The following is a 21,406-nucleotide window of genomic DNA, read 5'->3' as shown; positions in this document are numbered from 1 at the left end:
TGCCGCGGTCGGACGGCTCGTCCACCCCCGGTATCCTTGTCGCATGGCACGAACCAAGGACGCCGGGTCCGCTCCAAAGCCCCCCAAGGAGCCCGGCCGCATGAAGCAGATGTGGCAGGTCTTCCAGATGACCCGCCGCTACGACTCGAGCGCCCAGTGGCTCATGCTCCTCGGCTTCCTGCTGCCCGTCCTCGTGGGCCTCGCGCTCGCGCTCTGGCTGAGCGAGGGCAACGGCTTCACCATCGCGCTGTGGATCATCGCGGGCGTGCTCGCCGGGCTGCTGATCGCGCTCGTCATCCTCGGCCGCCGTGCGGAGCGTGCGGCGTACTCGCAGATCGACGGCCAGCCCGGCGCGGTCGGTGCGGTCCTCCGCAGCGGGCTGCGAGGCGGATGGGTCGGCAACGAGATGCCCATCGCCGTGAACGCCAAGACGCAGGATGCGATCTACCGGGCGGTCGGGCGCGGCGGCGTCGTGCTGATCAGCGAGGGCCCCCGCTCGCGCACCGATCGCATGCTGGAGGATGAGAAGCGCAAGGTGAGCCGTGTGCTCCCGAACGTGCCGGTGACCACGCTCTCGGTCGGTCACGAGGAGGGCTCGGTCGAGCTCCACCGACTCGCGGCGCGGCTGCGTAAGACCAAGCGAACGCTGACCAAGCCCGAGGTCCTCGCGGTGTCCAATCGCCTCAACTCCCTGCAGGCGCCGCTGCCGATCCCGAAGGGCATCGACCCGATGAAGGTCCGCCCGCAGCGCGGCAAGATGCGCTGACCCGCGTACGACTCGAGGCGCGGCATCCGTCACGGATGTCGCGCCTTCGCGTTGCGCGGCGCCTCAAGAGCGCAGCAGCACGGTCCCGGCCACCTTGTCGTGGAAGCCGCGCTGGTCGGAATCCCACACGAGCGCGGGCACGACGACGAGGAGCAGCAGGGTGCGGACCACCGGCCGCCAGGGGCCGACCCATCCCCCGCTCATCGGGACCACGCGCAGGCCGAGGATCCGGTGCCCCACGCTTCCGCCGATCGTGGGGATGAAGAGCACCTGCATGAGCGCGAACACGCCGAGCGTGGTCCACGACTGCGCGGGCGATGCGTAGGGCCCGGCCAGCAGGGCGATCAGGTTCGCGAGCGCCCAGTCGACCAACAGCGCGGCGACGCGGCGGCCGACCCGGGCCACCGACCCGACGCCCTCCTCCGGGAGGCCGAGGCGTTGCCCCGGGTAGCGGCTGGGCGGGAGGTCACCGGAGACGGGGGCTGGGTCGGGCACCGGACGAGTCTACCGATGGCCGATCGTGTAACACGGTGGAAACATTCGCGTCACGGTCGGGAAACTCCGTCCGCGTAGCGTCGCAACCGGTCGAACGACTGCGTCCGCGCCCTCTACCCGCCCTTGGAGCATCGTCACATGTTCAGTGATTCTTCCGAAGTCCTCAAGTTCATCAAGGAGACGGACGTCAAGTTCCTCGACATCCGTTTCACCGACCTCCCGGGTGTGCAGCAGCACTTCAACATCCCGGCCTCCACCGTCGACGAGGACTTCTTCACCGTCGGCCAGCTCTTCGACGGCTCGTCGATCCGCGGCTTCGCGTCGATCCACGAGTCCGACATGCAGCTCATCCCCGACGTCTCGACGGCGTACATCGACCCCTTCCGGGCCGAGCGCACGCTGATCATGGTGTTCGACATCTACAACCCGCGCAACGGCGAGATCTACGCCAAGGACCCGCGCCAGGTGGCCAAGAAGGCTGAGAAGTACCTCGCCTCGACGGGCATCGCGGACACCGCCTACTTCGCCCCCGAGGCCGAGTTCTACATCTTCGACGACGTCCGCTACGAGGTGAAGCAGAACGCGAGCTTCTACTCGGTCGACTCCGAGGAGGGCTCGTGGAACTCGGGCCGCGCCGAAGAGGGCGGCAACCTCGGCAACAAGACGCCGTACAAGGGCGGCTACTTCCCCGTCTCCCCCGTCGACAAGCAGGCCGACCTGCGCGACGACATCTCGCTGAAGCTCATCGAGGCGGGGCTCATCCTCGAGCGCGCGCACCACGAGGTGGGCACCGGCGGCCAGGCCGAGATCAACTACCGCTTCGACACGATGGTGCACGCGGCCGACGACATCCTGAAGTTCAAGTACATCGTCAAGAACACGGCCGACCAGTGGGGCAAGACCGCCACGTTCATGCCGAAGCCGCTCTTCGGCGACAACGGCTCGGGCATGCACACGCACCAGTCGCTCTGGAACGAGGGCAAGCCCCTGTTCTACGACGAGGCCGGCTACGGCGGACTGTCCGACATCGCGCGCTGGTACATCGGCGGCATCCTCAAGCACGCCCCGGCGATCCTCGCCTTCACGAACCCCACGGTGAACTCCTACCACCGCCTCGTGCCGGGCTTCGAGGCCCCCGTCAACCTCGTCTACTCGGCGGGCAACCGCTCGGCGGCCATCCGCATCCCGATCACGGGCACGAACCCCAAGGCCAAGCGCATCGAGTTCCGCGCGCCGGATGCCTCGGGCAACCCGTACCTCGCGTTCGCCGCGCAGCTCATGGCCGGCCTCGACGGCATCAGGAACCGCATCGAGCCGCACGAGCCGGTCGACAAGGACCTCTACGAGCTCCCGCCCGAGGAGGCCAAGTCGATCCCGCAGGTGCCGGGCTCGCTCGACGCCGTGCTCGACGCGCTCGAGGCCGACCACGAGTTCCTCCTCGAGGGCGGCGTGTTCACCCGTGAGCTCATCGAGACCTGGATCGACTACAAGCGCGAGAAGGAGCTGAAGCCGCTGGCCCAGCGTCCGCACCCGTTCGAGTTCGAGCTCTACTACGGCGTCTAGACTCTCTCCCCCCATCCCCCCAGAGAGCCGAGGGCCCGTGTCGCGTGCGACACGGGCCCTCGTGGGTGTCCGGGGGGCATCGGTCGGATGTCGCGACCGGACCGTCGCCTCCGCGTGACGCGGCGAAGCGGACGGATGGCGCGGCTCAGCCCGTGGTCGGCTCGCGCCGCGGCTCGAGTCCGTAGAAGCCGCGTTCGAACACCGCGCGGGCGCGTCGCGTGACCTGCAGGTAGTCGTGCTCGAGCCGGGTCGCGGAACCCGGCGGATACCCCATGATGCGCGCCACGCCCTCGAGCTGCGTACGCTCCACCGGCAGGACGTCGGTCGTCTTGTCGAGCCACAGCGTGAGCGCCGAGCGGGCCCGGGAGGCGAACACCCAGGCCGCCCGCAGCGTGTCGGCGTCGCGGGCGTCGACGAGCTGCGCCGCGACCGAGGCGGCGAGGGCGTCGAGCGTCGACGTGGTGCGAAGCGAGGGCGCGTTCGCGGCGTGCTCGAGCTGGATCAGCTGTACGAACCACTCGACGTCGCTCAACGAGCCGCGGCCGAGCTTGAGGTGACGCGTGGGGTCGGCGCCCTGCGGGAGCCGCTCGTTCTCGACGCGCGCCTTGATCCGCTTGACCTCCCGCACCTCGCGCTCGCCGATCTCAGCCGGGTAGCGGACGCTGTCGGCGAGCTCGGTGAAGGCGTCGACGAGAGCGCGGTCGCCTGCGACGCCGCGGGCGCGCAGGAGCGCCTGCGCCTCCCAGGTGAGCGACCAGCGCGCGTAGTAGGCGCGGTACGCGTCGAGCGATCGAGCGACCACGCCGTTGCGGCCCTCGGGGCGCAGGCCCGCATCGAGCTCGAACGGCAGCCGCGCATCTTCGCTCACCCGGACGAGCTCGGAGACGATCTTGAGCGCGCGCGAGTGCGCGGCGTCGGGTTCGGCCCCGGCGGCGCGGTAGACGTAGAGGATGTCGGCGTCGGAGCCGATGCCGAGCTCGCGCCCGCCGAAGCGCCCCATGCCGATGACCGCGAACTCGATGCCGTCGTCGCCCCGGCGGATTGCGCGGACGAGTCCGTCGATGTGAGTCTCGACCACGTCGCTCAGGCCGTGGCCGAGCTCCTCGACGGTGCACACGTCGAGCATGGCCGCGAGCGCGAGCCGGAGCACCTCGCGCCGGCGCATCGCGCGGAGCACCCTGGCGGCGGGGTCGAGCTCGGAATGTCGCGCGAGCACGGCCGATGCCTCGTCACGCAGCGCCGCCAGTTGGCGCGGGCGCAGCTCGTCGAGATCCTCCAGCCACGCGACGGCTTCGGGGATGCGCTCCAGCAGCTCGCCGGCGAAGCGCGAGCCCGACAGCACGCGGGTGAGCCGGAGCGCGGCGTCGGACGAGTCCCGGAGCAGGCGCAGGTACCAGTGCGTCGTGCCGAGCGTGTCGCTGATCCGGCGGAACGCGAGCAGCCCGTAGTCGGGATCGGGTCCTTCGGCGAACCACGAGATGAGGACGGGCATCAGGTGGCGCTGGATCGTCGCTCGCCGGGAGACGCCGGCGGTGAGGGCGCCGATGTGCGCGAGCGCTCCCTTCGGGTCTTGGAAGCCGATCGCGGCGAGACGTGCGGCGGCCTGCTCGCTCGTCAGCTCGAGCCCGTCGGCCGGCAGCGCCGCCACCGCCGACAGCAGGGGCCGGTAGAAGAGCCGCTCGTGCAGCCCGCGCACGCGTCGCCGCGTGGCCTGCCATACGGTCGTGAGCTCCTCGGCGCTCCGGGCGAGTCCGGAGGCCCTGGCGAGCACGCGGGTCGCGGCGTCGTCGCGCGGCATCAGGTGCGTGCGTCGGAGACGAGCGAGCTGGAGCCGGTGCTCGAGCACGCGGAGGATCCGGTAGTCGCGCGAGAACTCGGCCGATTCCTCGCGCCCCACGTAGCCGTGCTCGGCGAGGGCGGCGAGGGCGGGAAGGGTGCCGGCCTGGCGGATGGCGCCATCGGTCGCGCCGTGGACGAGCTGCAGCAGCTGCACGGTGAACTCGATGTCGCGCAACCCGCCGGGACCGAGCTTGAGCTGCACGTCGACCTCGTCGGCGGGGATGTGCTCGGTGACGCGCTCGCGCATGCGCTGCACCGATTCGACGAAGCCCTCGCGGGACGAGCTCGACCAGACCTTCGGGGCCACGCCGGCCGCATACCGCTCGCCGAGGTCGGGGTCGCCCGCGAGCGGCCGCGCCTTGAGCAGGGCCTGGAACTCCCAGCTCTTCGCCCACCGGTCGTAGTACTGCAGGTGCGACTCGAGGGTCCGGACGAGCGCGCCGTCCTTGCCCTCGGGACGGAGGTTGGGGTCGACCTCCCACAGGGGCGGTTCGATGCCCGGTTCGCCGATGAGCCGCATCGCGGTCATCGCGAGGCGGGTCGCCACGTCGAGCGCTCGCGCGGTCGAGACGCGCTCCTCGTCGGCGGATCCGCCCACGAAGATCACATCGACGTCGCTGACGTAGTTGAGCTCCCGTGCGCCGGCCTTGCCCATGCCGATGATCGCCAGCCGCGTCGCCTCGACCTCGGCCGCGGGGAAACGGCCGGGCGCGGCGGGCTCGCCGTCGGCTCGACCGACGACGCGGCGCGCGAGGTGCAGCGCCGCGTCAAGTGCGGCACCCGCGAGGTCGGCGAGGCCGGCGGCGACGGTGTCGACCGCGGCGACCGCGTCGGAGCGCGTGAGGTCCCAGATCGCGATCTGGGTGAGCAGTCGCCGGTACCGCACCCGGAGCACCCTCGCCCCCGACTCGGCGAGCGTCGCCGGTGGTGCGTCGACGGTGCGCACCGCATCGACGAGCTCGGCCGCGGCCGCCTCGGCCGAGGGGGGCGGGGCGGGCTCGGCGCGGAGCACCGCGAGCTCGTCGGGGTTGCGCAGCAGGAACTCGGCGAGTCCACGGGACCCGCCGAACAGGCGTGCGGCGCGATCGAGCGACGCCGGCTCGTGCAGGATGCCGCGGACGGTGTCGGGCGCGCGTTCGAAGAGCCGCTGGAGCTCGGCGAGCGCCTGGTCGGGGTCGCCGGCGGCGGCGAACGCGTCGAGGAGTGCCTCGGGCGGGAGCCCGGCGGCGGCGGCCAGATCGCCGAGCCGGGCCGCCGCCCGATCGAGGTCGTCGAAGCCGGCGCGCGCGAGTGCGCCGAGCATGGGCACCTGACGCGTCATCCGCTCGCGCTCGTCAGAGGATCTCGAGGTTGCGGTGCAGCTCGAACGGCGTCACCTGGGTGCGGTAGTCGCGCCACTCGGCGCGCTTGTTCGCGAGCACGTAGTTGTACACGTGCTCGCCGAGCGTGTCGGCGACGAGCTCGGACTCCTCCATGTACTCGATCGCATGGTCGAGGCTCGCGGGCAACGGCCGGTATCCGAGTGCACGGCGCTCGCTGTCGGTGAGCGCCCACACGTCATCCTCCGCCTCGGGCGGCAGGTCGTAGCCCTCCTCGATGCCCTTCATCCCCGCCGCGAGGAGGAGGGAGAAGGCCAGGTAGGGGTTGGCCGCGGAGTCGATCGCGCGGTACTCCACGCGAGCGCTCTGGCCCTTGTTCGGCTTGTAGAGGGGCACGCGCACGAGCGCGGACCGGTTGTTGTGACCCCAGCAGATGAAGCTCGGCGCCTCGTCGCCGCCCCACAGGCGCTTGTACGAGTTGACGAACTGGTTCGTCACGGCCGAGATCTCGTTGGCGTGGCGCAGCAGGCCGGCGATGAACTGCCGGCCGATCTTGGACAGCTGGTACTGCGCGCCCTGCTCGTAGAACGCGTTCGCGTCGCCCTCGAAGAGCGAGAGATGCGTGTGCATGCCCGAACCCGGGTAGTGCGAGAACGGCTTGGGCATGAAGGTCGCGTAGACGCCCTGCTCGATCGCGACCTCCTTCACGACCGTGCGGAAGGTCATGATGTTGTCGGCCGTGGTGAGGGCGTCGGCGTACCGCAGGTCGATCTCGTTCTGCCCCGGGCCCGCCTCGTGGTGGCTGAACTCCACCGAGATGCCGAGGTCTTCGAGCATGCGGACCGAACGCCGGCGGAAGTCGTGCGCGGTGCCCCCCGGCACGTTGTCGAAGTACCCGGCCGAGTCGACCGGCTGCGGGCCCTCCGGGCCGTACTTGCTCGACTTCAGGAGGTAGAACTCGATCTCGGGATGCGTGTAGAACGTGAAGCCCCGGTCGGCGGCGCGCGCCAACGTGCGCTTCAGCACGTTGCGCGGATCGGCCACCGCCGGCTCGCCGTCGGGCGTCGTGATGTCGCAGAACATGCGCGCGGTCGGGTCGATGTCGCCGCGCCACGGCAACGTCTGGAAGGTCGTCGGGTCGGGATAGGCCAGCAGGTCGGACTCGAAGGTGCGGCTCAGCCCCTCGATGGCCGAGCCGTCGAAGCCGATGCCCTCGGTGAACGCGCCCTCGACCTCGGCCGGTGCGATGGCGACCGACTTGAGGGTGCCGACGACATCGGTGAACCAGAGCCTGACGAACTTGACCCCTCGTTCCTCGATGGTCCGAAGAACGAAGTCGCGCTGCTTGTCCATGCACACCCTTCCTCGATGCACTTCAGCGTACTGGGTCCCGTCGCCCCGCCCCGCCGGGTGACGGCCCGCTGTGCGAGGATGACGACATGTCCGACACCGCATCCACCGACGCAGCGTCCGCAGGCGAGTCCGCCGTTCCCGAGAACCCGTACGGCGGTGCCGCGGCGGTCAAGGGGGGCCCGAAGCGGGTCCGCACGAGGCACTTCCAGAACGCCAAGCGCGAGGGCATCAAGATCACCGGCCTCACGAGCTACGACGCGCTCACCGCGCACATCTTCGACGAGGCCGGCATCGACTTCCTCCTCGTCGGCGACTCGGCCGGCAACAACGTGCTCGGCTACGAGACGACGCTGCCGGTCACCGTCGACGAGCTTATCCCGCTCACCCGAGCCGTCGCGGGCGCCGTCCAGCGCGCATTCGTCGTCGCCGACATGCCGTTCGGGTCGTACGAGAACGGTCCCGACGAGGCCCTGCACACGGCCATCCGCTTCATGAAGGAGACGGGCGCCCACGCGGTCAAGCTCGAGGGCGGTGAGCGCAGCCACAAGCAGATCCGGCGCATCGTCGGCGCGGGCATCCCGGTCATGGCGCACATCGGCTACACGCCGCAGAGCGAGCACGGGCTCGGGGGCCACATCATCCAGGGCCGGGGCGAGGGCGTGAAGCAGCTGCTCGCCGACGCCGAGGCCGTGCAGGATGCGGGGGCGTTCGCCGTCGTGCTCGAGATGGTGCCCGCCGATGCGGCGCGACAGGTCACCGAGCTGCTGCACATCCCGACGATCTCGGTCGGCGGCGGCCCCCACTGCGACGGCCAGCTGCTCGTCTGGACCGACTGGGCGGGCCTGACGACGGGCCGCATCCCCAAGTTCGTGAAGCAGTACGCGAACCTGGCGGCGGTCCTCAGCGACGCGGCGAACGCCTGGCGGGCCGATGTCGCGTCGGGCGCCTACCCGACCGAGGAGCACTCCTACTGAGGCGCGCGTCGACGCCGGCGCGCTCGCACGCGTGCCGGTGCCCGGCTCACTCCTCGGCGGCCTCCTCCTCGGCCCACTTGGCGCTGTTGGCGCGGAGGATCTCGAGCGCGTGCTCGGCCTCGGCCCGCGTCTCGAACGGCCCGACGCGCTCGACCGCCGGGGAGACCATCCCCTCCTCGACCTCGCCGGTGTTGAGGTTGTACCAGAACTGATGCTCGGCATCCCGCGACATAGGCTGATCCTATGCCCAAGGACCCCGCCGGCCACCTGATCCCCGGCCGCCCGTCGCCCGCGCGCGCCGTCCCCGCGGCGATCGTCCGGCCCGAGTACGTGGGTCGCGCCGCTCCCTCGCCGAACATCGGGGGCGACCGCTACTCCACCGGCGAGATCGAGCGGATCCGGGCGGCCGGGCGTGTCGCCGCGGGCGCGATCGAGGCCGCCTCGGCCGCCATCCGCCCCGGAGTCACGACCGACGAGCTCGACCGCATCGCCCACGAGTACGTGGTCGCGCACGGCGCCTACCCGTCGACGCTCGGCTACCGCGGATATCCGAAGTCCTCGTGCACGTCGGTCAACGAGGTGATCTGCCACGGCATCCCCGACGACACCGTGCTCGAGGAGGGCGACCTCGTGAACATCGACGTCACGGCGTACCTCGAGGGCTACCACGGCGACCTCAACCACACGTTCCTCGTCGGCGAGGCCGACGAGGAGACGCGCCTGCTCGTCGAGCGGACGCGAGAGGCGCTCGCTCGCGGCATCCGCGCCGTCGCGCCCGGTCGGCAGGTGAACGTCATCGGGCGCGCGATCGAGTCGTACGCGAAGCGGTTCGGCTACGGAGTGGTCCGCGACTACACCGGACACGGCGTCGGTCGTGCGTTCCACACGGGGCTCGTCATCCCGCACTACGACGCGCCCGAGGCGACGACCGTGCTCGAACCCGGCATGGTGTTCACGATCGAACCCATGCTCACGCTCGGCACGACCGACTGGGACCTCTGGGCCGACGACTGGACCGTCGTCACGCGCGACCGGTCGCTCACCGCGCAGTTCGAGCACACGCTCGTCGTCACGGAACGCGGCGCCGAGATCCTCACGCTGCCCTGAACGAGCCGGACGCCCGCGATAGGGTGGCGCCATGACGACGGAGCGTGCGATCGGCATCGACATCGGCGGCACGGGCATCAAGGGAGCGGTCGTCGACCTCGGCACCGGCGAGCTCGTCACCGAGCGCGTGAAGATCAAGACGCCCGCGGGCGGCCGCCCTCGCGACATCCTCGATGCCACCGGCCAGCTGCTCGCGATCATCGCCGGCCAGGGCCACGCGTCGCTGCCGCTCGGGGTGTGCTTCCCCGCGATCGTCAAGCACGGGCGCACCCTCTCGGCCGCGAACGTCTCCGACGAGTGGATCGGGCTCGAGGCCGAGCAGCTGTTCGAGCGCGAGCTCGGCACTCCCATCCACTTCATCAACGACGCGGATGCCGCCGGCTACGCCGAGTCGCAGTTCGGCGCCGCGAAGGGCGAGCGCGGCCTCGCCATCCTCACCACGCTCGGCACGGGCATCGGCTCGGCGTTCGTCTACGACGGCGTGCTCGTGCCGAACACCGAGCTCGGCCACCTCGAGATCGACGGGCACGACGCCGAGGATCGCGCCGCCTACTCGGCGATGGAACGCGAAGAGCTGTCGTGGGCGGATTGGGCGCAGCGGCTGCAGCGCTACTACTCGCACGTCGAGTTCCTGTTCTCGCCCGACCTGTTCATCGTCGGCGGCGGCGTCTCCAAGCACCATCACGAGTTCCTGCCGCTGCTCTCGCTGCGGACCCCGATCGTGCCGGCGGCCTTCCGCAACAACGCCGGACTGCTGGGCGCCGCCGCGCTCGCCGCCCGCTTCTAGCGGATGGCGCGCTGCGACGCGGCGGGGTGCGAGCGGGCCGGCTGATACGCCGGGTTCTGTTGACCGGGCGCTTGCGCGACACCGGCTGGACGGCCATCTCTCTCGGAGCTGCGTCACCGCAGCCCTCCAGCGGCCTACCCGGGGACGGGACGGGCCGCCCCATGGTCCCCTGTCTGGCCTTGCTCCGGACGAGGTTTACCGAGCCGACCGCGTCACCGCGGCCGCTGGTGGGCTCTTACCCCACCGTTTCACCCTTACCGCGGGCCGAGGCCCGTGGCGGTCTGCTTTCTGTGGCACTGTCTCGCGGGTCTCCCCGGGTGGGTGTTACCCACCGTCCTGCCCTGCGGAGCCCGGACGTTCCTCGGCGCCCGATCGCTCGGGCGACGCGGCCGTCTTGCCGACCCGCTCGCCCTTCCAGCGTACCGGAGGGGGCTCAGAGCCCCGACTCGTCGGTGCGCACCAGGATGCGGTCGCACTCGGGGCACTGCACGACCTCGTCGGGCGCGGCGCGGCGGACCGCCTCGAGGTCGGAGCCCGTCAGCGTGATGGTGCAGCCGCCGCAGGTGCGCTGCCGCAGCAGTGCGGCGCCCACGCCGCCGCCCCGCGCCCGCCGCTGCTCGTAGAACGCGAGCAGCTCCGCCGGGACGGTTCCGGCGACTGCGGCGCGGTCGCGCTCGGCGCCGTCGCGCTCGGTCGCGAGCCCGCCCGCGGCCTCGTCGCGCTCCCCCTCCAAGCGCTCGACGTCGGCCGCGACGTCGGCCCGCTCGGCATCGATGTCGGCGACGTGCGCCTCGGCGGCCTCGACCTTCTCCATGACCACGAGCTCCTGGTCCTCGAGGTCGCTGAGGCGTTTGCGGAGGGAGACGAGCTCGGACTCGAGCGCCGCGACATCCTTCATCGACGAGGTGTGCGTCAGGCGCTCGCCGTCGCGGGCGATGCGCTTCTCGACGACGTCGACGTCGGACTCGATGCGACCGAGCTCGGTGCGTGCGTCCTCGAGCGCGCCGACCGCCTCGGCACGACGCGTGCGCACGCCGGCGTCGCGGTCGGCGAGCGCCGCGAGCTCGGCGGACTGCGGGAGCGAGCGGAGCCGGTGGGCGAGCTGCTGCAGTCGCGTGTCGATCGACTGGAGGCGCAGCAGCTGCTGCTGGTCGGCGGGGCTGGCCTTCACGTGGTGCTCCTCGAGGGGGTGGGGGCGGGATGGGTCACTGCAGGACCTGGAAATCCCACGGGTCGGTTCGGAGGTCGCTCACGACGACCTGGAGGTCGGGGTGCGCGGCGCGCAGCTCGTCGGCCGCGGCATCCAGCCACAGCCACTCGCTCGCCCAGTGCGAGACGTCGATGAGGGCCGGGCCACCGCCGAGCACGGCCTGCTCGCGCGCCTCGGACGCGGGATGGTGGCGCAGGTCGGCCGTGACGTAGACGTCGGCGCCCTGCACGGCCGGGTGCGAGAGCAACGAGTCGCCGGCGCCGCCGCAGACCGCCACGGTCTCGACCGGGTCGTCGAATCCGCCGGCCGCGCGCACGCCGCTCGCCGTGGGCGGCAGCACCTCGGCCAGGCGACGGGCCAGGCGACCGAGGGTGGTCGGCTCGGCGAGCCGCCCGATGCGACCTAGTCCGCGCGCGGCATCCGTCGCACCGGGCACGATCGGCGCCGCCTCGACCAGGCCGAGCCGGTCGGCCAGGACGGCCGAGGTGCCGGTCTCCACCACGTCGGCGTTGGTGTGCGCGGCGACGAGCGCGCAGTCGGCACGGATGAGCCTCGCGAGCAGCGCCCCCTTGTAGCGGTCCTCGGCGATCGAGGTGACGCCGCGCAGCAGCAGCGGGTGGTGCGCGACGAGCACATCGGCTCGGGCCGCAACGGCCTCGTCGACCGTCGCGGCGACCGCGTCGACCGCGAGCAGCACGCGCGACACGCCGCGAGCCGGGTCGCCGGTCACGAGGCCCGGCGCATCCCACGGCTCGGCGCCCGATACGGGCCAGAGTCGCTCCACGGTCTCGAGCAGGTCGGCGAGGAGGACGGGCACCCGCCCAGCCTAGCGCCGCACCCCGTGGCCGATTCCGCCCGGCCTCCATAGGATCGGGTCAGATGCAGGATCTCCGCGGGACCGCGAGGCGGACGCGCGGCGCGCCCGTCCTGGGGGCGGTTCGCGCTCCGAACGACCTCGCGGTCGCGGCCCTCGTCGGCGCGGCGGCCGCGGTCATCGCCGTGAGCGGGTCGTGGGTGCCGTCGCTCTGGGGCGACGAGGCCGCGACGATCATGTCCGCGCGGCGCGACTGGCCGTCGCTGCTCGGGCTCCTCGGCACCGTCGACGCGGTGCACGGTGCGTATTACGCGCTGATGCGCGGCTGGATCGAGCTGGTCGGCGCCACGCCGTTCGCGGTGCGCCTCCCGTCCGGCCTCGCCGTGGGCGCCGCGGCCGCCGGACTGTACCTGCTCGTCCGGCGGCGCACCGCGCGGTGGGTGGCGCTCGTCGCGGTGGGCGCGTTCACCGCGATGCCCCGCGTGACGTACGTGGCGACTGAGGCGCGGTCGATGGCGTTGGCGACCGCACTGGCCGTCTGGCTGACCCTGCTGCTCCTCCGGCTGCTCGACCGTCCGGCGCGACCGGCCTGGTGGACCGCCTATGCGGGAGGCCTCGCGGCAGGAACGTACCTGTTCCTGGTCCTCGCGCTGCTCATCCCCGTGCACGCCGTCGCCGTCGTCCACCGGGTGGCGCGCCGGCACCGGCTCGACGGCGGCCCCGCCACTCCGCTCGGCCCGTTCGCACTGGCGTGGTCGGCCGCGGCGACGCTGGCCGCCCCGATCGCGCTGCTCGCCCTCGCGCAGCGGGAGCAGGTCGCGTTCAGGGGGCGGCAGGACGTCGTGAACGCCGCCTCGCTGCTCGTCGCGCCGTGGTTCATGCTCCCCGCGGTCGCCGTGGGGTCGTGGTGCCTCATCGCGGTCGCGGTGGCTGCGGGCATCGCGCACCGTTGCGACGGCGAGTGGGCCGGACGGCGAGAGCTCCTCGTGCTGGCCGGTGCGTGGGCCGTGCTGCCAGCCGGGGTGCTGCTCGCCGTGACGGCGTCGACCACACCGGTCTACACGCCGCGCTACCTCGTCGTCTCCGCGCCGGGCGTGGCGATCATGATCGCCGTCGGGATCTCGGCGCTGGCGGGCGAATGGCTGCGCGGCACCGCGATCGCCGCGGTCGTCATGTTGTCGGTTCCCGCGTACGTCGACCAGCGCACCCCGTACGCGAAGAACGCGCGCACGGACTGGCAGTCCGTCGCCGCCGTCGTCGACGAACTGGCCGTCGCCGGCGACGGCGTGGTGTTCGACGAACAGACCCGTCCGTCCCGACGCCCGCGCCTGGCGATGCACGCGTACCCGGAGGGATTCCGCGGACTGGTCGACCTCACCCTCGTCCGTCCCTATCACCGGACCGACGGGCTGTGGGACGTCTCGGCGCCCCTCGCCGACATCGCACATCGGCTGGACGACCTCGATCGCGTCGTCGTGGTGTCGCGGAGCGCCCACGGGGCCGACGCCGAAATCGCGGTGCTTCGACGGGAGGGGTTCGCGCCCGTCGAACGGCGCGTGCTCGTGTCGCACGTCGTCGAGGTCTACGCGCGGGGGGGGACTGAACGCCGCGAATGACGTGGGCCCTGCCGGGCTCGAACCGACGACATCCACGGTGTAAGCGTGGCGCTCTACCAACTGAGCTAAAGGCCCCTCGCCGCGCCGGGCCGCTCGGCCCGCCGTGCGGCGCACGCCCATGCTATCCGAGCGGCCTAGACTCACGGGCATGGAGGTGGCTGAGCGGCATCCGAGCCGGACGGCCGAGCCCGAGTACCGCTGGCCGGCGGTGGTCGCGCTGCTCGGCGCGCTCGCCCTGTACGCGTTGCTGCCCAACTCGCTCGTGGGCGTCCAGCGGTTCGTCGTCGTCGGCGCCGGTGTCGCCTTCCTCATCACGCTCTCGATCGTGAATCCGCACCGGCTGGTCCGCCAGACGAGGTGGTACCGGATCGTCTCGGTCGGGTTCGCGCTGCTCCTCGTGCTCGTGAACCAGGTCGCGCTGGTCATCATCGTCTACAAGCTCGTCGGCGGGCATCACGACGCCCCCGAGCTGCTGCTCGCGGCGCTGCAGGTGTGGGTCGTGAACGTCATCGGATTCGCCCTGCTGTACTGGGAGCTCGACCGCGGCGGGCCGGTCGTGCGGACCATGTGGGCGCGCACCGAGCTGCCGGCGGCCGACCTGCGCTTCCCACAGGACGAGGATCACACCGCCGTGGCCGAGGTCGCCGCCCGGTCGTCGGCGGTCATGGACTGGACGCCTCGTTTCGTGGACTACTTCTACACCTCGCTGTCGAACAGCATGGCGTTCAGCGCGAGCGACGCCATCCCGCTCTCGCAACGCATCAAGCTGCTCATGGGCCTGCAGGCGTTCGGCGGGTTCGTGATCCTCGCGCTCGTGATCGCCCGGTCGGTCGGGATCCTGGGCTGACGCCGCGTCTGCGACCGCGAGCCATCCGTCACAGCGCCGACAGCGCCTCGCGATACGCCGAGATCGGTCGGGCCTCGCCGGGCGGAGTCGAGAACGACGAGCGGATGACGCCGTCGGCGCCGATCACGAATGACGCACGTCGAGCGTGTCCCGCGTCCTCGTCGAACGCGCCGTACGCTCGCGCGATCGCACCGTGGGGCCAGAAGTCCGAGACCAGGGTCACGCCCACTCCCTCGGCCTCGCCCCACGCGCGCAACGCGTACTTGGCGTCGACGGATGCCACGAGCAGGTCGGCGCCGGCGGAGGCGAACAACCCGGCGTGGGCATCGAGCTCGCGCAGCTCGCCCGTGCACGTGCGCGAGAACGCGAACGGCACGAACACGAGCACGACCGGCCGGATGCCGCGGCGGTCGGCGAGCCGCTGCGGGGTGCCGTGCTGGTCGGGCAGGGCGAACTGGGGTGCGATCGCACCGGGGCCGAGGATCATGGGCGCCTCCTCACGACCGGGTCCGGACCCGCGCCAGCCTAGCCCCGTCACACCGGCCGTAGAATCACTAGGATGGCGTGGTGCCCCCGACCGTGACCCGGTCGCTTCGTCGTGCGCACGCACCGAACGAGAAGGCACGATCTGCTGAAGAGAGAGGTCGAGTGTGACTGTCAACGACCAGGACCCGTACTCGGTCGAGGCGATGGACTCCGATCCGGAGGAGACCACCGAGTGGGCGGAGTCCCTCGACGCCCTCGTCGCCGAGAAGGGCCACCAGCGCGGGCGTGAGATCATGCTCAGCCTGCTCAAGCGCTCCAAGGAGCTGCACCTGGGCGTGCCGATGGTGCCCACCACCGACTACCTGAACACCATCGCGCCGGAGAACGAGCCCGAGTTCCCCGGCGACGAGGAGATCGAGCGCCGCTTCCGCGCCTGGATCCGCTGGAACGCGGCCATGCTCGTGCACCGCTCGCAGCGCCCCGGCATCGCGGTCGGCGGCCACATCTCGACGTACGCGTCCTCGGCGGCGCTCTACGAGGTCGGGTTCAACCACTTCTTCCGCGGCCAGGACCACCCCGGCGGCGGCGACCAGATCTTCATCCAGGGGCACGCCTCCCCCGGCACCTACGCGCGCGCGTTCCTCGAGGGCCGGCTCTCCGCCGACCAGCTCGACGGCTTCCGCCAGGAGAAGTCGCACGCCCCGAACGGCCTCTCGTCGTATCCCCACCCGCGGCTCATGCCCGAGTTCTGGCAGTTCCCGACCGTGTCGATGGGCCTCGGCCCGATCAACGCGATCTACCAGGCGCAGCTGAACAAGTACCTGACCAACCGCGGCATCAAGGATGCCTCCGACCAGCACGTCTGGGCGTTCCTCGGCGACGGCGAGATGGACGAGGTCGAGAGCCGCGGCCAGCTGCAGGTCGCGGCGAACGAAGGGCTCGACAACCTCACGTTCGTCATCAACGCCAATCTGCAGCGCCTCGACGGGCCGGTCCGCGGCAACGGCAAGATCATCCAGGAGCTCGAGAGCTTCTTCCGGGGCGCCGGATGGAACGTCATCAAGGTCGTCTGGGGCCGCGAGTGGGACGACCTGCTCGCGCGCGACCACGACGGCGCGCTGCGCAACCTCATGAACGTCACGCCCGACGGCGACTACCAGACCTACAAGGCGGAGTCCGGCGCGTACGTCCGCGAGAACTTCTTCGGCCGCGACCCGCGAGCCCTCGAGCTCGTCAAGGACCTCTCCGACGAGCAGGTGTGGGGCCTCAAGCGCGGCGGCCACGACTACCGCAAGGTCTACGCGGCCTTCAAGGCGGCGGTCGAGCACAAGGGCCAGCCGACGGTCATCATCGCGAAGACCATCAAGGGCTACGGCCTGGGTCCGGCCTTCGAAGGCCGCAACGCGACCCACCAGATGAAGAAGATGACGCTCGACAACCTGAAGACCTTCAGGGACACGATGCGCATCCCGATCACCGACGCGCAGCTCGAGGAGAACCCCTACCTGCCGCCGTACTACCACCCCGGTGGCGACGACGAGGCCATCCGGTACATGCACGAGCGTCGCCGCGAGCTCGGCGGCTACCTGCCCGAGCGCCGCACCACGCACACCGCGATCTCGCTGCCCGACGACTCGGCGTACGCGATCGCCAAGAAGGGCTCCGGCACGCAGGAGGTCGCCACGACCATGGCGTTCGTCCGGCTGCTGAAGGACCTCATGCGCTCGAAGGACTTCGGCAACCGCATCGTGCCGATCATCCCCGATGAGGCCCGCACGTTCGGCATGGATGCGTTCTTCCCGAACGCCAAGATCTACAACCCGAACGGCCAGCACTACACGTCGGTCGACCGAGAGCTGCTCCTGGCCTACAAGGAGAGCCCGCAGGGCCAGATCGTGCACGTCGGCATCAACGAGGCCGGCGCGCTCGCGGCGTTCACCGCGATCGGCACCTCGTACTCGACGCAGGGCGAGCCGCTCATCCCGATCTACGTCTTCTACTCGATGTTCGGATTCCAGCGCACGGGCGACGCGATCTGGGCGGCCGGCGACCAGATGGCCCGCGGCTTCATGATCGGCGCGACCGCCGGCCGCACCACGCTCACGGGCGAGGGCCTCCAGCACGCCGACGGTCACTCGCCGCTGCTCGCCGCCACCAACCCGGCCGTCGTCTCGTACGACCCGGCCTACGGCTACGAGATCGGGCACATCGTGCGATCCGGACTCGACCGCATGTACGGCGGCGCGCACCAGGATCCGAACGTCATGTACTACCTGACGGTCTACAACGAGCCGCTCGTGCAGCCGGCCGAGCCCGAGGGAGTCGACGTCGACGGCATCGTCCGCGGCATCCACCGCATCTCCGAGGGCTGGGGCGACGGTCCCCGGGCGCAGCTGCTCGCGTCGGGCGTCGCGGTCCCGTGGATCATCGAGGCGCAGCACCTGCTCGGCCAGGACTGGGGCGTCGCGGCCGACGTGTGGTCGGTCACCAGCTGGTCCGAGCTGAACCGCGACGGCCTCGCGGCCGACGAGCACAACTTCCTCCACCCCGATGCCGAGCGCCGCGTGCCGTACCTCACGCAGAAGCTCGCGGGGGCCCGGGGGCCCTTCGTCGCCGTGTCCGACTACATGCGCGCGGTGCAGGAGCAGATCCGTCCCTACGTGCCCGGACAGTACGCCACCCTCGGCGCCGACGGCTTCGGCTTCTCCGACACGCGCCCTGCTGCGCGTCGCTGGTTCAAGATCGACGGCCCCTCGGTCGTCGTCCGGACGCTCCAGCTGCTCGCCGACCGCGGCGAGGTCGACCGGTCCCTCCCGGCCCGGGCGATCGAGAAGTACCGGCTCCACGACGTGAACGCGGGCACGACCGGCACCGCCGGCGGCGAGAGCTAGCAGGCGTTCCGACGGTGGCGACGAAGCCCAAGACCAAGGCGGAGACCCTCGCGTGGTTGCGCACCATCTCCGGTGAGCTCTCCACGCAGACGCTCAAGCGTCTGGAGGACACGCTGCCCTGGTACGGCGAGATGCCGCCGAGCCGGCGCTCCGCCGTCGGCCTCGTCGCACAGGCCGGCATCACCTCGTTCATCTCCTGGTTCGACGATCCACGGTCCACGCCGTGGATCGCGGCCGACGTGTTCGGCGCGGCACCACGGGAGCTGCTCCGCTCCGTGAGCCTGCAGCAGACGCTGCAGCTCATCCGCGTCACCGTCGAGGTCGTCGAGGAGCGGGTCAAGGACGGCGGCGAGCTGCTGCGGGAGGCGATCCTGCTCTACTCGCGCGAGATCGCCTTCGCCGCCGCCGACGTCTACGCACGTGCCGCCGAGGCGCGCGGCCTCTGGGACGCGCGCCTCGAGGCGCTCGTCGTCGACTCGATCCTCTCGGGCGAGTACGACGACGAGCTGCCGAGCCGCATCGCGGCTCTCGGCTGGCACGGCCACGGCGAGGTCGCGGTGCTCGTCGGCACGGCGCCGAAGCTGTTCGACGTCGACCAGGTGCGGCGTGCGGCCCGTCACATGCACGCCGACGTCCTGGTGGGCGTGCAGGGCAACCGACTCGTCGTGGTCATCGGCCGCGCCGACCCGCGCGGCCGCGAGGCCGAGGAGTCGGTCGGCACGGCGCCCGCGCTGACCTTCATGGAGATCGCGACCCAGCTCGAGCCGCACTTCGGCTCGGGACATCTCGTGCTCGGTCACGAGGTCGCGAACCTCGTCGACGCCGGCAAGAGCGCGAAGGCGGCGCTCGCGGGCTTCGCGGTGGCCCGGTCCTGGCGGCACGCGCCGCGGCCGGTGCACGCCGACGACCTGCTCCCCGAGCGGGCCCTGGCGGGCGACCCGCTCGCGCGCGCGACGCTGGTGCACCGCATCTACCGGCCGCTGCAGGCCCACTCCACCGAGCTGCTCACCACGCTCTGGAGCTACCTCGACAACGGCCGGTCGCTCGAGGCGACGGCGCGCGAGCTGTTCGTGCATCCGAACACCGTGCGGTACCGCCTGAAGCGCGTGTCCGACGTGATCGGGTGGGATGCCACGGGCGCACGCGAGGCGCTCATCCTCCAGTCGGCGCTCATCATCGGGTCGATGAGCGACCACGACGCGGCGCCACGCCGCCGGCCGTCGAGTTGACGTTCCCTATGTACTGTCGGGACAACGGCTCCGTCGATACCTTGTCGCGAGTGCACACACGCGGCTCCAGCCGGATTGGCAGACTGGAGCGGTGATCGTCGTCGTCTGCCCTGGACAGGGCTCCCAGACCCCCGGTTTCCTCGCTCCGTGGCTCGCCGAGCCGTCCTTCGCCGAGCGCCTCGCCGGGCTCTCCGAGGCCGCGGGCATCGATCTCGCGCTGCACGGCACCGAGAGCGACGCCGACACGATCCGCGACACCGCGATCGCCCAGCCGCTCATCGTCGCCGCGGGCATCCTGACCTTCGGCGCGCTCGTCGCCGGCGCTCGTGCGAAAGGACTCGGCGGCGTGGCCGGTCACTCCGTGGGCGAGATCACCGCTGCCGCAGCGTCCGGCGTGCTCGACGACGCCGATGCGATGCGCTTCGTCGCCGCGCGCGGCCGTGCCATGGCCGAGGCCGCGTCGCTCGCGCCCACCGGGATGAGCGCGGTCATCGGAGCCGACGAGGCCGAGTTGCTCGCCCGCCTCGAGGCGCTCGGCCTCGAGCCCGCCAACTTCAACGGCGGCGGACAGGTGGTGGTCGCGGGCGCCGTCGACGCCCTCGAGCAGCTGAAGGCCGAGCCTCCCGCTGGGGCGCGCGTGATCCCGCTGCAGGTCGCTGGGGCGTTCCACACGCGATACATGCAGCCCGCGCGCGAGCGCCTGGCCGAGGTCGCCGCCTCGTTCGACGTCTCCGATCCCGGCATCACCCTCTGGACGAATCGCGACGGTTCGCAGGTCGGCTCGGGCGCCGCGTTCCTCGACCTGCTCGTAGGCCAGGTGGCCTCGCCGGTCCGCTGGGACCGCTGCATGGACTCGTTCGCCGCGGCCGGCGTCACCGGCCTCATCGAGCTCGCGCCCGCCGGCGCGCTCGTCGGCCTCGCCAAGCGCGCGCTCAAGGGCGTGCCGACCGTCGCCGTCAAGACGCCCGACGACCTGCCCGCGGCGGTCGAGCTGCTCGAGCAGGCCGCGTAACCCACCCGAATCCCGACGAGAGAACGCATGACGCACCCCACGCTCACCCAGTCGCACGGACCCGCCTTCACCCGCCTCTACTCGGTGGGTGCGGCCCGCGGCGAGAACGCCGTGCCGAACGACGACCTGGTCGGACCGATCGATTCGTCCGACGAGTGGATCCGCCAGCGCACGGGCATCGTCACGCGCGTCCGCGCCGGGGCCGACGTGCTCGCGGTCGACCTCGCGACCGATGCCGGGCGCGAGGCGATCGAGCGGTCGGGCGTGCCGGCCGACCGGATCGACCTGGTGATCGTCGCGACGATCTCGAACGTCCAGCAGACGCCGTCGATCGCGGCGGTCGTCGCCGACCGCGTGGGCGCGAATCCCGCCGCGGCGTACGACATGAACGCAGCGTGCGCCGGGTACGCGTACGCCGTCGCGCAGGCCGACGCCTTGATCCGCGCGGGTGCGGCGCAGTACGCGCTCGTGATCGGCGCCGAGAAGCTCTCCGACGTGGTCGACCCGACCGACCGGACGATCTCGTTCCTGCTCGGCGACGGCGCCGGCGCGGTCGTGGTCGGGCCGAGCGAGGAGGCCGGCATCGGCGCGACCGTGTGGGGCTCCGACGGCTCGAAGGCCGGTGCCGTCGGCATGAACCACACGCTCCTCGAGTTCCGCGAGGGCGCGTCGGTGTGGCCGACGCTCCGCCAGGAGGGCCAGACGGTGTTCCGCTGGGCCGTGTGGGACATGGCGAAGGTCGCCAAGGAGGCGCTGGATGCCGCGGGCATCACCGCCGACGACCTCGCGGCGTTCATCCCCCACCAGGCGAACATGCGCATCATCGACGAGTTCGCCAAGCAGCTGAAGCTGCCCGAGTCGGTCGTGATCGCGCGCGACATCGCGACGACCGGGAACACGTCGGCGGCATCCATCCCCCTCGCGATGCACCGCCTGCTCGACGAGCACCCCGAGCTCTCGGGGGGCCTCGCCCTCCAGATCGGCTTCGGCGCCGGACTCGTGTTCGGCGCCCAAGTGGTGGTTCTGCCCTGAGCCGCCGTTCCCCGTCCATCTAGACTGTGTCTCGGTCATACGACGAGACACCCCTGCAAGGAGAAG

18 protein-coding genes, 1 tRNA gene and 1 other RNA gene are annotated in these 21,406 nt (G+C 71.5%); 11 read left to right on the top strand and 9 right to left on the bottom strand.

The features are described from left to right. The first annotated feature begins 43 nt into the window (after positions 1-43). Positions 44-766, top strand: coding sequence for a DUF4191 domain-containing protein (locus ACZ4TW_RS10965; RefSeq protein WP_465542749.1), 723 nt, complete (start codon positions 44-46; stop codon positions 764-766). 63 nt (positions 767-829) lie between these two features. On the opposite strand, the gene ACZ4TW_RS10960 is transcribed toward ACZ4TW_RS10965, so the two are convergent. Then, a complete protein-coding gene (locus ACZ4TW_RS10960) occupies positions 830-1,261 on the bottom strand; it encodes an RDD family protein (protein WP_465542748.1) in 432 nt (143 codons plus the stop codon). 138 nt (positions 1,262-1,399) lie between these two features. On the opposite strand from ACZ4TW_RS10960, the gene glnA reads away from it, so the two are divergent. Beyond that, on the top strand, positions 1,400-2,824 hold the full coding sequence (glnA, locus tag ACZ4TW_RS10955; protein ID WP_465542747.1) for a type I glutamate--ammonia ligase: 1,425 nt from the start codon (positions 1,400-1,402) through the stop codon (positions 2,822-2,824). A 145-nt stretch (positions 2,825-2,969) separates the two neighbouring features. Here the strand turns inward: glnA and ACZ4TW_RS10950 are convergent, their stop codons facing one another. Together ACZ4TW_RS10950 and ACZ4TW_RS10945 are read right to left on the bottom strand one after the other, a co-directional pair. After that, positions 2,970-5,984, bottom strand: a complete 3,015-nt coding sequence (locus ACZ4TW_RS10950; protein ID WP_465542746.1) for a bifunctional [glutamine synthetase] adenylyltransferase/[glutamine synthetase]-adenylyl-L-tyrosine phosphorylase — start codon at positions 5,982-5,984, stop codon at positions 2,970-2,972. A gap of 13 nt (positions 5,985-5,997) precedes the next feature. After that, positions 5,998-7,335, bottom strand: coding sequence for a glutamine synthetase family protein (locus ACZ4TW_RS10945; RefSeq protein WP_465542745.1), 1,338 nt, complete (start codon positions 7,333-7,335; stop codon positions 5,998-6,000). An 86-nt stretch (positions 7,336-7,421) separates the two neighbouring features. On the opposite strand from ACZ4TW_RS10945, the gene panB reads away from it, so the two are divergent. Next, complete coding sequence (panB, locus tag ACZ4TW_RS10940; RefSeq protein WP_465542744.1) at positions 7,422-8,309, top strand: 3-methyl-2-oxobutanoate hydroxymethyltransferase; 888 nt, start codon at positions 7,422-7,424, stop codon at positions 8,307-8,309. 46 nt (positions 8,310-8,355) lie between these two features. Here panB and ACZ4TW_RS10935 read toward each other — a convergent pair whose 3' ends face one another. Further along, complete coding sequence (locus tag ACZ4TW_RS10935) at positions 8,356-8,541, bottom strand: SPOR domain-containing protein (RefSeq protein WP_465542743.1); 186 nt, start codon at positions 8,539-8,541, stop codon at positions 8,356-8,358. 11 nt (positions 8,542-8,552) lie between these two features. Between ACZ4TW_RS10935 and map the strand changes: the two genes are divergently transcribed. Next, positions 8,553-9,416: a type I methionyl aminopeptidase gene (gene map / locus ACZ4TW_RS10930; protein WP_465542742.1), complete on the top strand. Its 864-nt coding sequence runs from the start codon at positions 8,553-8,555 to the stop codon at positions 9,414-9,416. Between the two features lie 31 nt (positions 9,417-9,447). Further along, positions 9,448-10,203 (top strand): polyphosphate--glucose phosphotransferase, encoded by a 756-nt coding sequence (gene ppgK, locus ACZ4TW_RS10925; RefSeq protein ID WP_465542741.1) that lies wholly within the window; start codon positions 9,448-9,450, stop codon positions 10,201-10,203. Positions 10,204-10,232: 29 nt separating this feature from the next. Here the strand turns inward: ppgK and rnpB are convergent. The 3 genes from rnpB to ACZ4TW_RS10910 all read right to left on the bottom strand — a co-directional run bounded on the left by rnpB (position 10,233) and on the right by ACZ4TW_RS10910 (position 12,230). Continuing rightward, positions 10,233-10,608: RNase P RNA component class A (gene rnpB / locus ACZ4TW_RS10920), an RNA gene on the bottom strand. A gap of 28 nt (positions 10,609-10,636) precedes the next feature. Continuing rightward, positions 10,637-11,374, bottom strand: coding sequence for a zinc ribbon domain-containing protein (locus ACZ4TW_RS10915; RefSeq protein WP_465542740.1), 738 nt, complete (start codon positions 11,372-11,374; stop codon positions 10,637-10,639). A 34-nt stretch (positions 11,375-11,408) separates the two neighbouring features. Then, complete coding sequence (locus ACZ4TW_RS10910) at positions 11,409-12,230, bottom strand: Nif3-like dinuclear metal center hexameric protein (RefSeq protein WP_465542739.1); 822 nt, start codon at positions 12,228-12,230, stop codon at positions 11,409-11,411. 62 nt (positions 12,231-12,292) lie between these two features. Between ACZ4TW_RS10910 and ACZ4TW_RS10905 the strand changes: the two genes are divergently transcribed. Continuing rightward, positions 12,293-13,843 (top strand): glycosyltransferase family 39 protein, encoded by a 1,551-nt coding sequence (locus ACZ4TW_RS10905; protein ID WP_465542738.1) that lies wholly within the window; start codon positions 12,293-12,295, stop codon positions 13,841-13,843. A 2-nt stretch (positions 13,844-13,845) separates the two neighbouring features. Here ACZ4TW_RS10905 and ACZ4TW_RS10900 read toward each other — a convergent pair. After that, a tRNA-Val gene (locus tag ACZ4TW_RS10900) sits at positions 13,846-13,918 on the bottom strand. Positions 13,919-13,991: 73 nt separating this feature from the next. On the opposite strand from ACZ4TW_RS10900, the gene ACZ4TW_RS10895 reads away from it, so the two are divergent. Then, on the top strand, positions 13,992-14,690 hold the full coding sequence (locus ACZ4TW_RS10895) for a hypothetical protein (protein WP_465542737.1): 699 nt from the start codon (positions 13,992-13,994) through the stop codon (positions 14,688-14,690). Positions 14,691-14,718: 28 nt separating this feature from the next. On the opposite strand, the gene ACZ4TW_RS10890 is transcribed toward ACZ4TW_RS10895, so the two are convergent. Then, positions 14,719-15,177, bottom strand: coding sequence for a peroxiredoxin (locus tag ACZ4TW_RS10890; protein WP_465542736.1), 459 nt, complete (start codon positions 15,175-15,177; stop codon positions 14,719-14,721). Between the two features lie 163 nt (positions 15,178-15,340). Here ACZ4TW_RS10890 and aceE point away from each other — a divergent pair, with 163 nt between their 5' ends. From aceE to ACZ4TW_RS10870, 4 genes are all read left to right on the top strand, one after another. Then, positions 15,341-18,067, top strand: a complete 2,727-nt coding sequence (gene aceE / locus ACZ4TW_RS10885) for a pyruvate dehydrogenase (acetyl-transferring), homodimeric type (protein ID WP_465542735.1) — start codon at positions 15,341-15,343, stop codon at positions 18,065-18,067. Positions 18,068-18,081: 14 nt separating this feature from the next. Next, entirely contained in the window at positions 18,082-19,296 is a 1,215-nt protein-coding gene (locus ACZ4TW_RS10880; protein ID WP_465542734.1) for a PucR family transcriptional regulator, read from the top strand. Between the two features lie 91 nt (positions 19,297-19,387). Further along, positions 19,388-20,308, top strand: coding sequence for an ACP S-malonyltransferase (locus ACZ4TW_RS10875; RefSeq protein WP_465542733.1), 921 nt, complete (start codon positions 19,388-19,390; stop codon positions 20,306-20,308). A gap of 27 nt (positions 20,309-20,335) precedes the next feature. Further along, a complete protein-coding gene (locus tag ACZ4TW_RS10870; RefSeq protein WP_465542732.1) occupies positions 20,336-21,340 on the top strand; it encodes a beta-ketoacyl-ACP synthase III in 1,005 nt (334 codons plus the stop codon). Positions 21,341-21,406 lie beyond the last annotated feature (66 nt).

It is taken from the genome of Agromyces sp. NPDC029043 (assembly GCF_055564615.1).
This window is presented reverse-complemented; position numbering and strand designations above follow the sequence as displayed.

What these genes read in the sequence shown, in the direction of transcription:
- ACZ4TW_RS10965 (WP_465542749.1), top strand. Translation starts at nt 44, where the DNA reads ATGGCACGAACCAAGGACGCCGGGTCCGCTCCAAAGCCCCCCAAGGAG.
- glnA (WP_465542747.1), top strand. Translation starts at nt 1,400, where the DNA reads ATGTTCAGTGATTCTTCCGAAGTCCTCAAGTTCATCAAGGAGACGGAC.
- ACZ4TW_RS10950 (WP_465542746.1), bottom strand. Translation starts at nt 5,984, where the DNA reads ATGACGCGTCAGGTGCCCATGCTCGGCGCACTCGCGCGCGCCGGCTTC.
- ACZ4TW_RS10945 (WP_465542745.1), bottom strand. Translation starts at nt 7,335, where the DNA reads ATGGACAAGCAGCGCGACTTCGTTCTTCGGACCATCGAGGAACGAGGG.
- panB (WP_465542744.1), top strand. Translation starts at nt 7,422, where the DNA reads ATGTCCGACACCGCATCCACCGACGCAGCGTCCGCAGGCGAGTCCGCC.
- ACZ4TW_RS10935 (WP_465542743.1), bottom strand. Translation starts at nt 8,541, where the DNA reads ATGTCGCGGGATGCCGAGCATCAGTTCTGGTACAACCTCAACACCGGC.
- map (WP_465542742.1), top strand. Translation starts at nt 8,553, where the DNA reads ATGCCCAAGGACCCCGCCGGCCACCTGATCCCCGGCCGCCCGTCGCCC.
- ppgK (WP_465542741.1), top strand. Translation starts at nt 9,448, where the DNA reads ATGACGACGGAGCGTGCGATCGGCATCGACATCGGCGGCACGGGCATC.
- ACZ4TW_RS10905 (WP_465542738.1), top strand. Translation starts at nt 12,293, where the DNA reads ATGCAGGATCTCCGCGGGACCGCGAGGCGGACGCGCGGCGCGCCCGTC.
- ACZ4TW_RS10895 (WP_465542737.1), top strand. Translation starts at nt 13,992, where the DNA reads ATGGAGGTGGCTGAGCGGCATCCGAGCCGGACGGCCGAGCCCGAGTAC.
- ACZ4TW_RS10890 (WP_465542736.1), bottom strand. Translation starts at nt 15,177, where the DNA reads ATGATCCTCGGCCCCGGTGCGATCGCACCCCAGTTCGCCCTGCCCGAC.
- ACZ4TW_RS10870 (WP_465542732.1), top strand. Translation starts at nt 20,336, where the DNA reads ATGACGCACCCCACGCTCACCCAGTCGCACGGACCCGCCTTCACCCGC.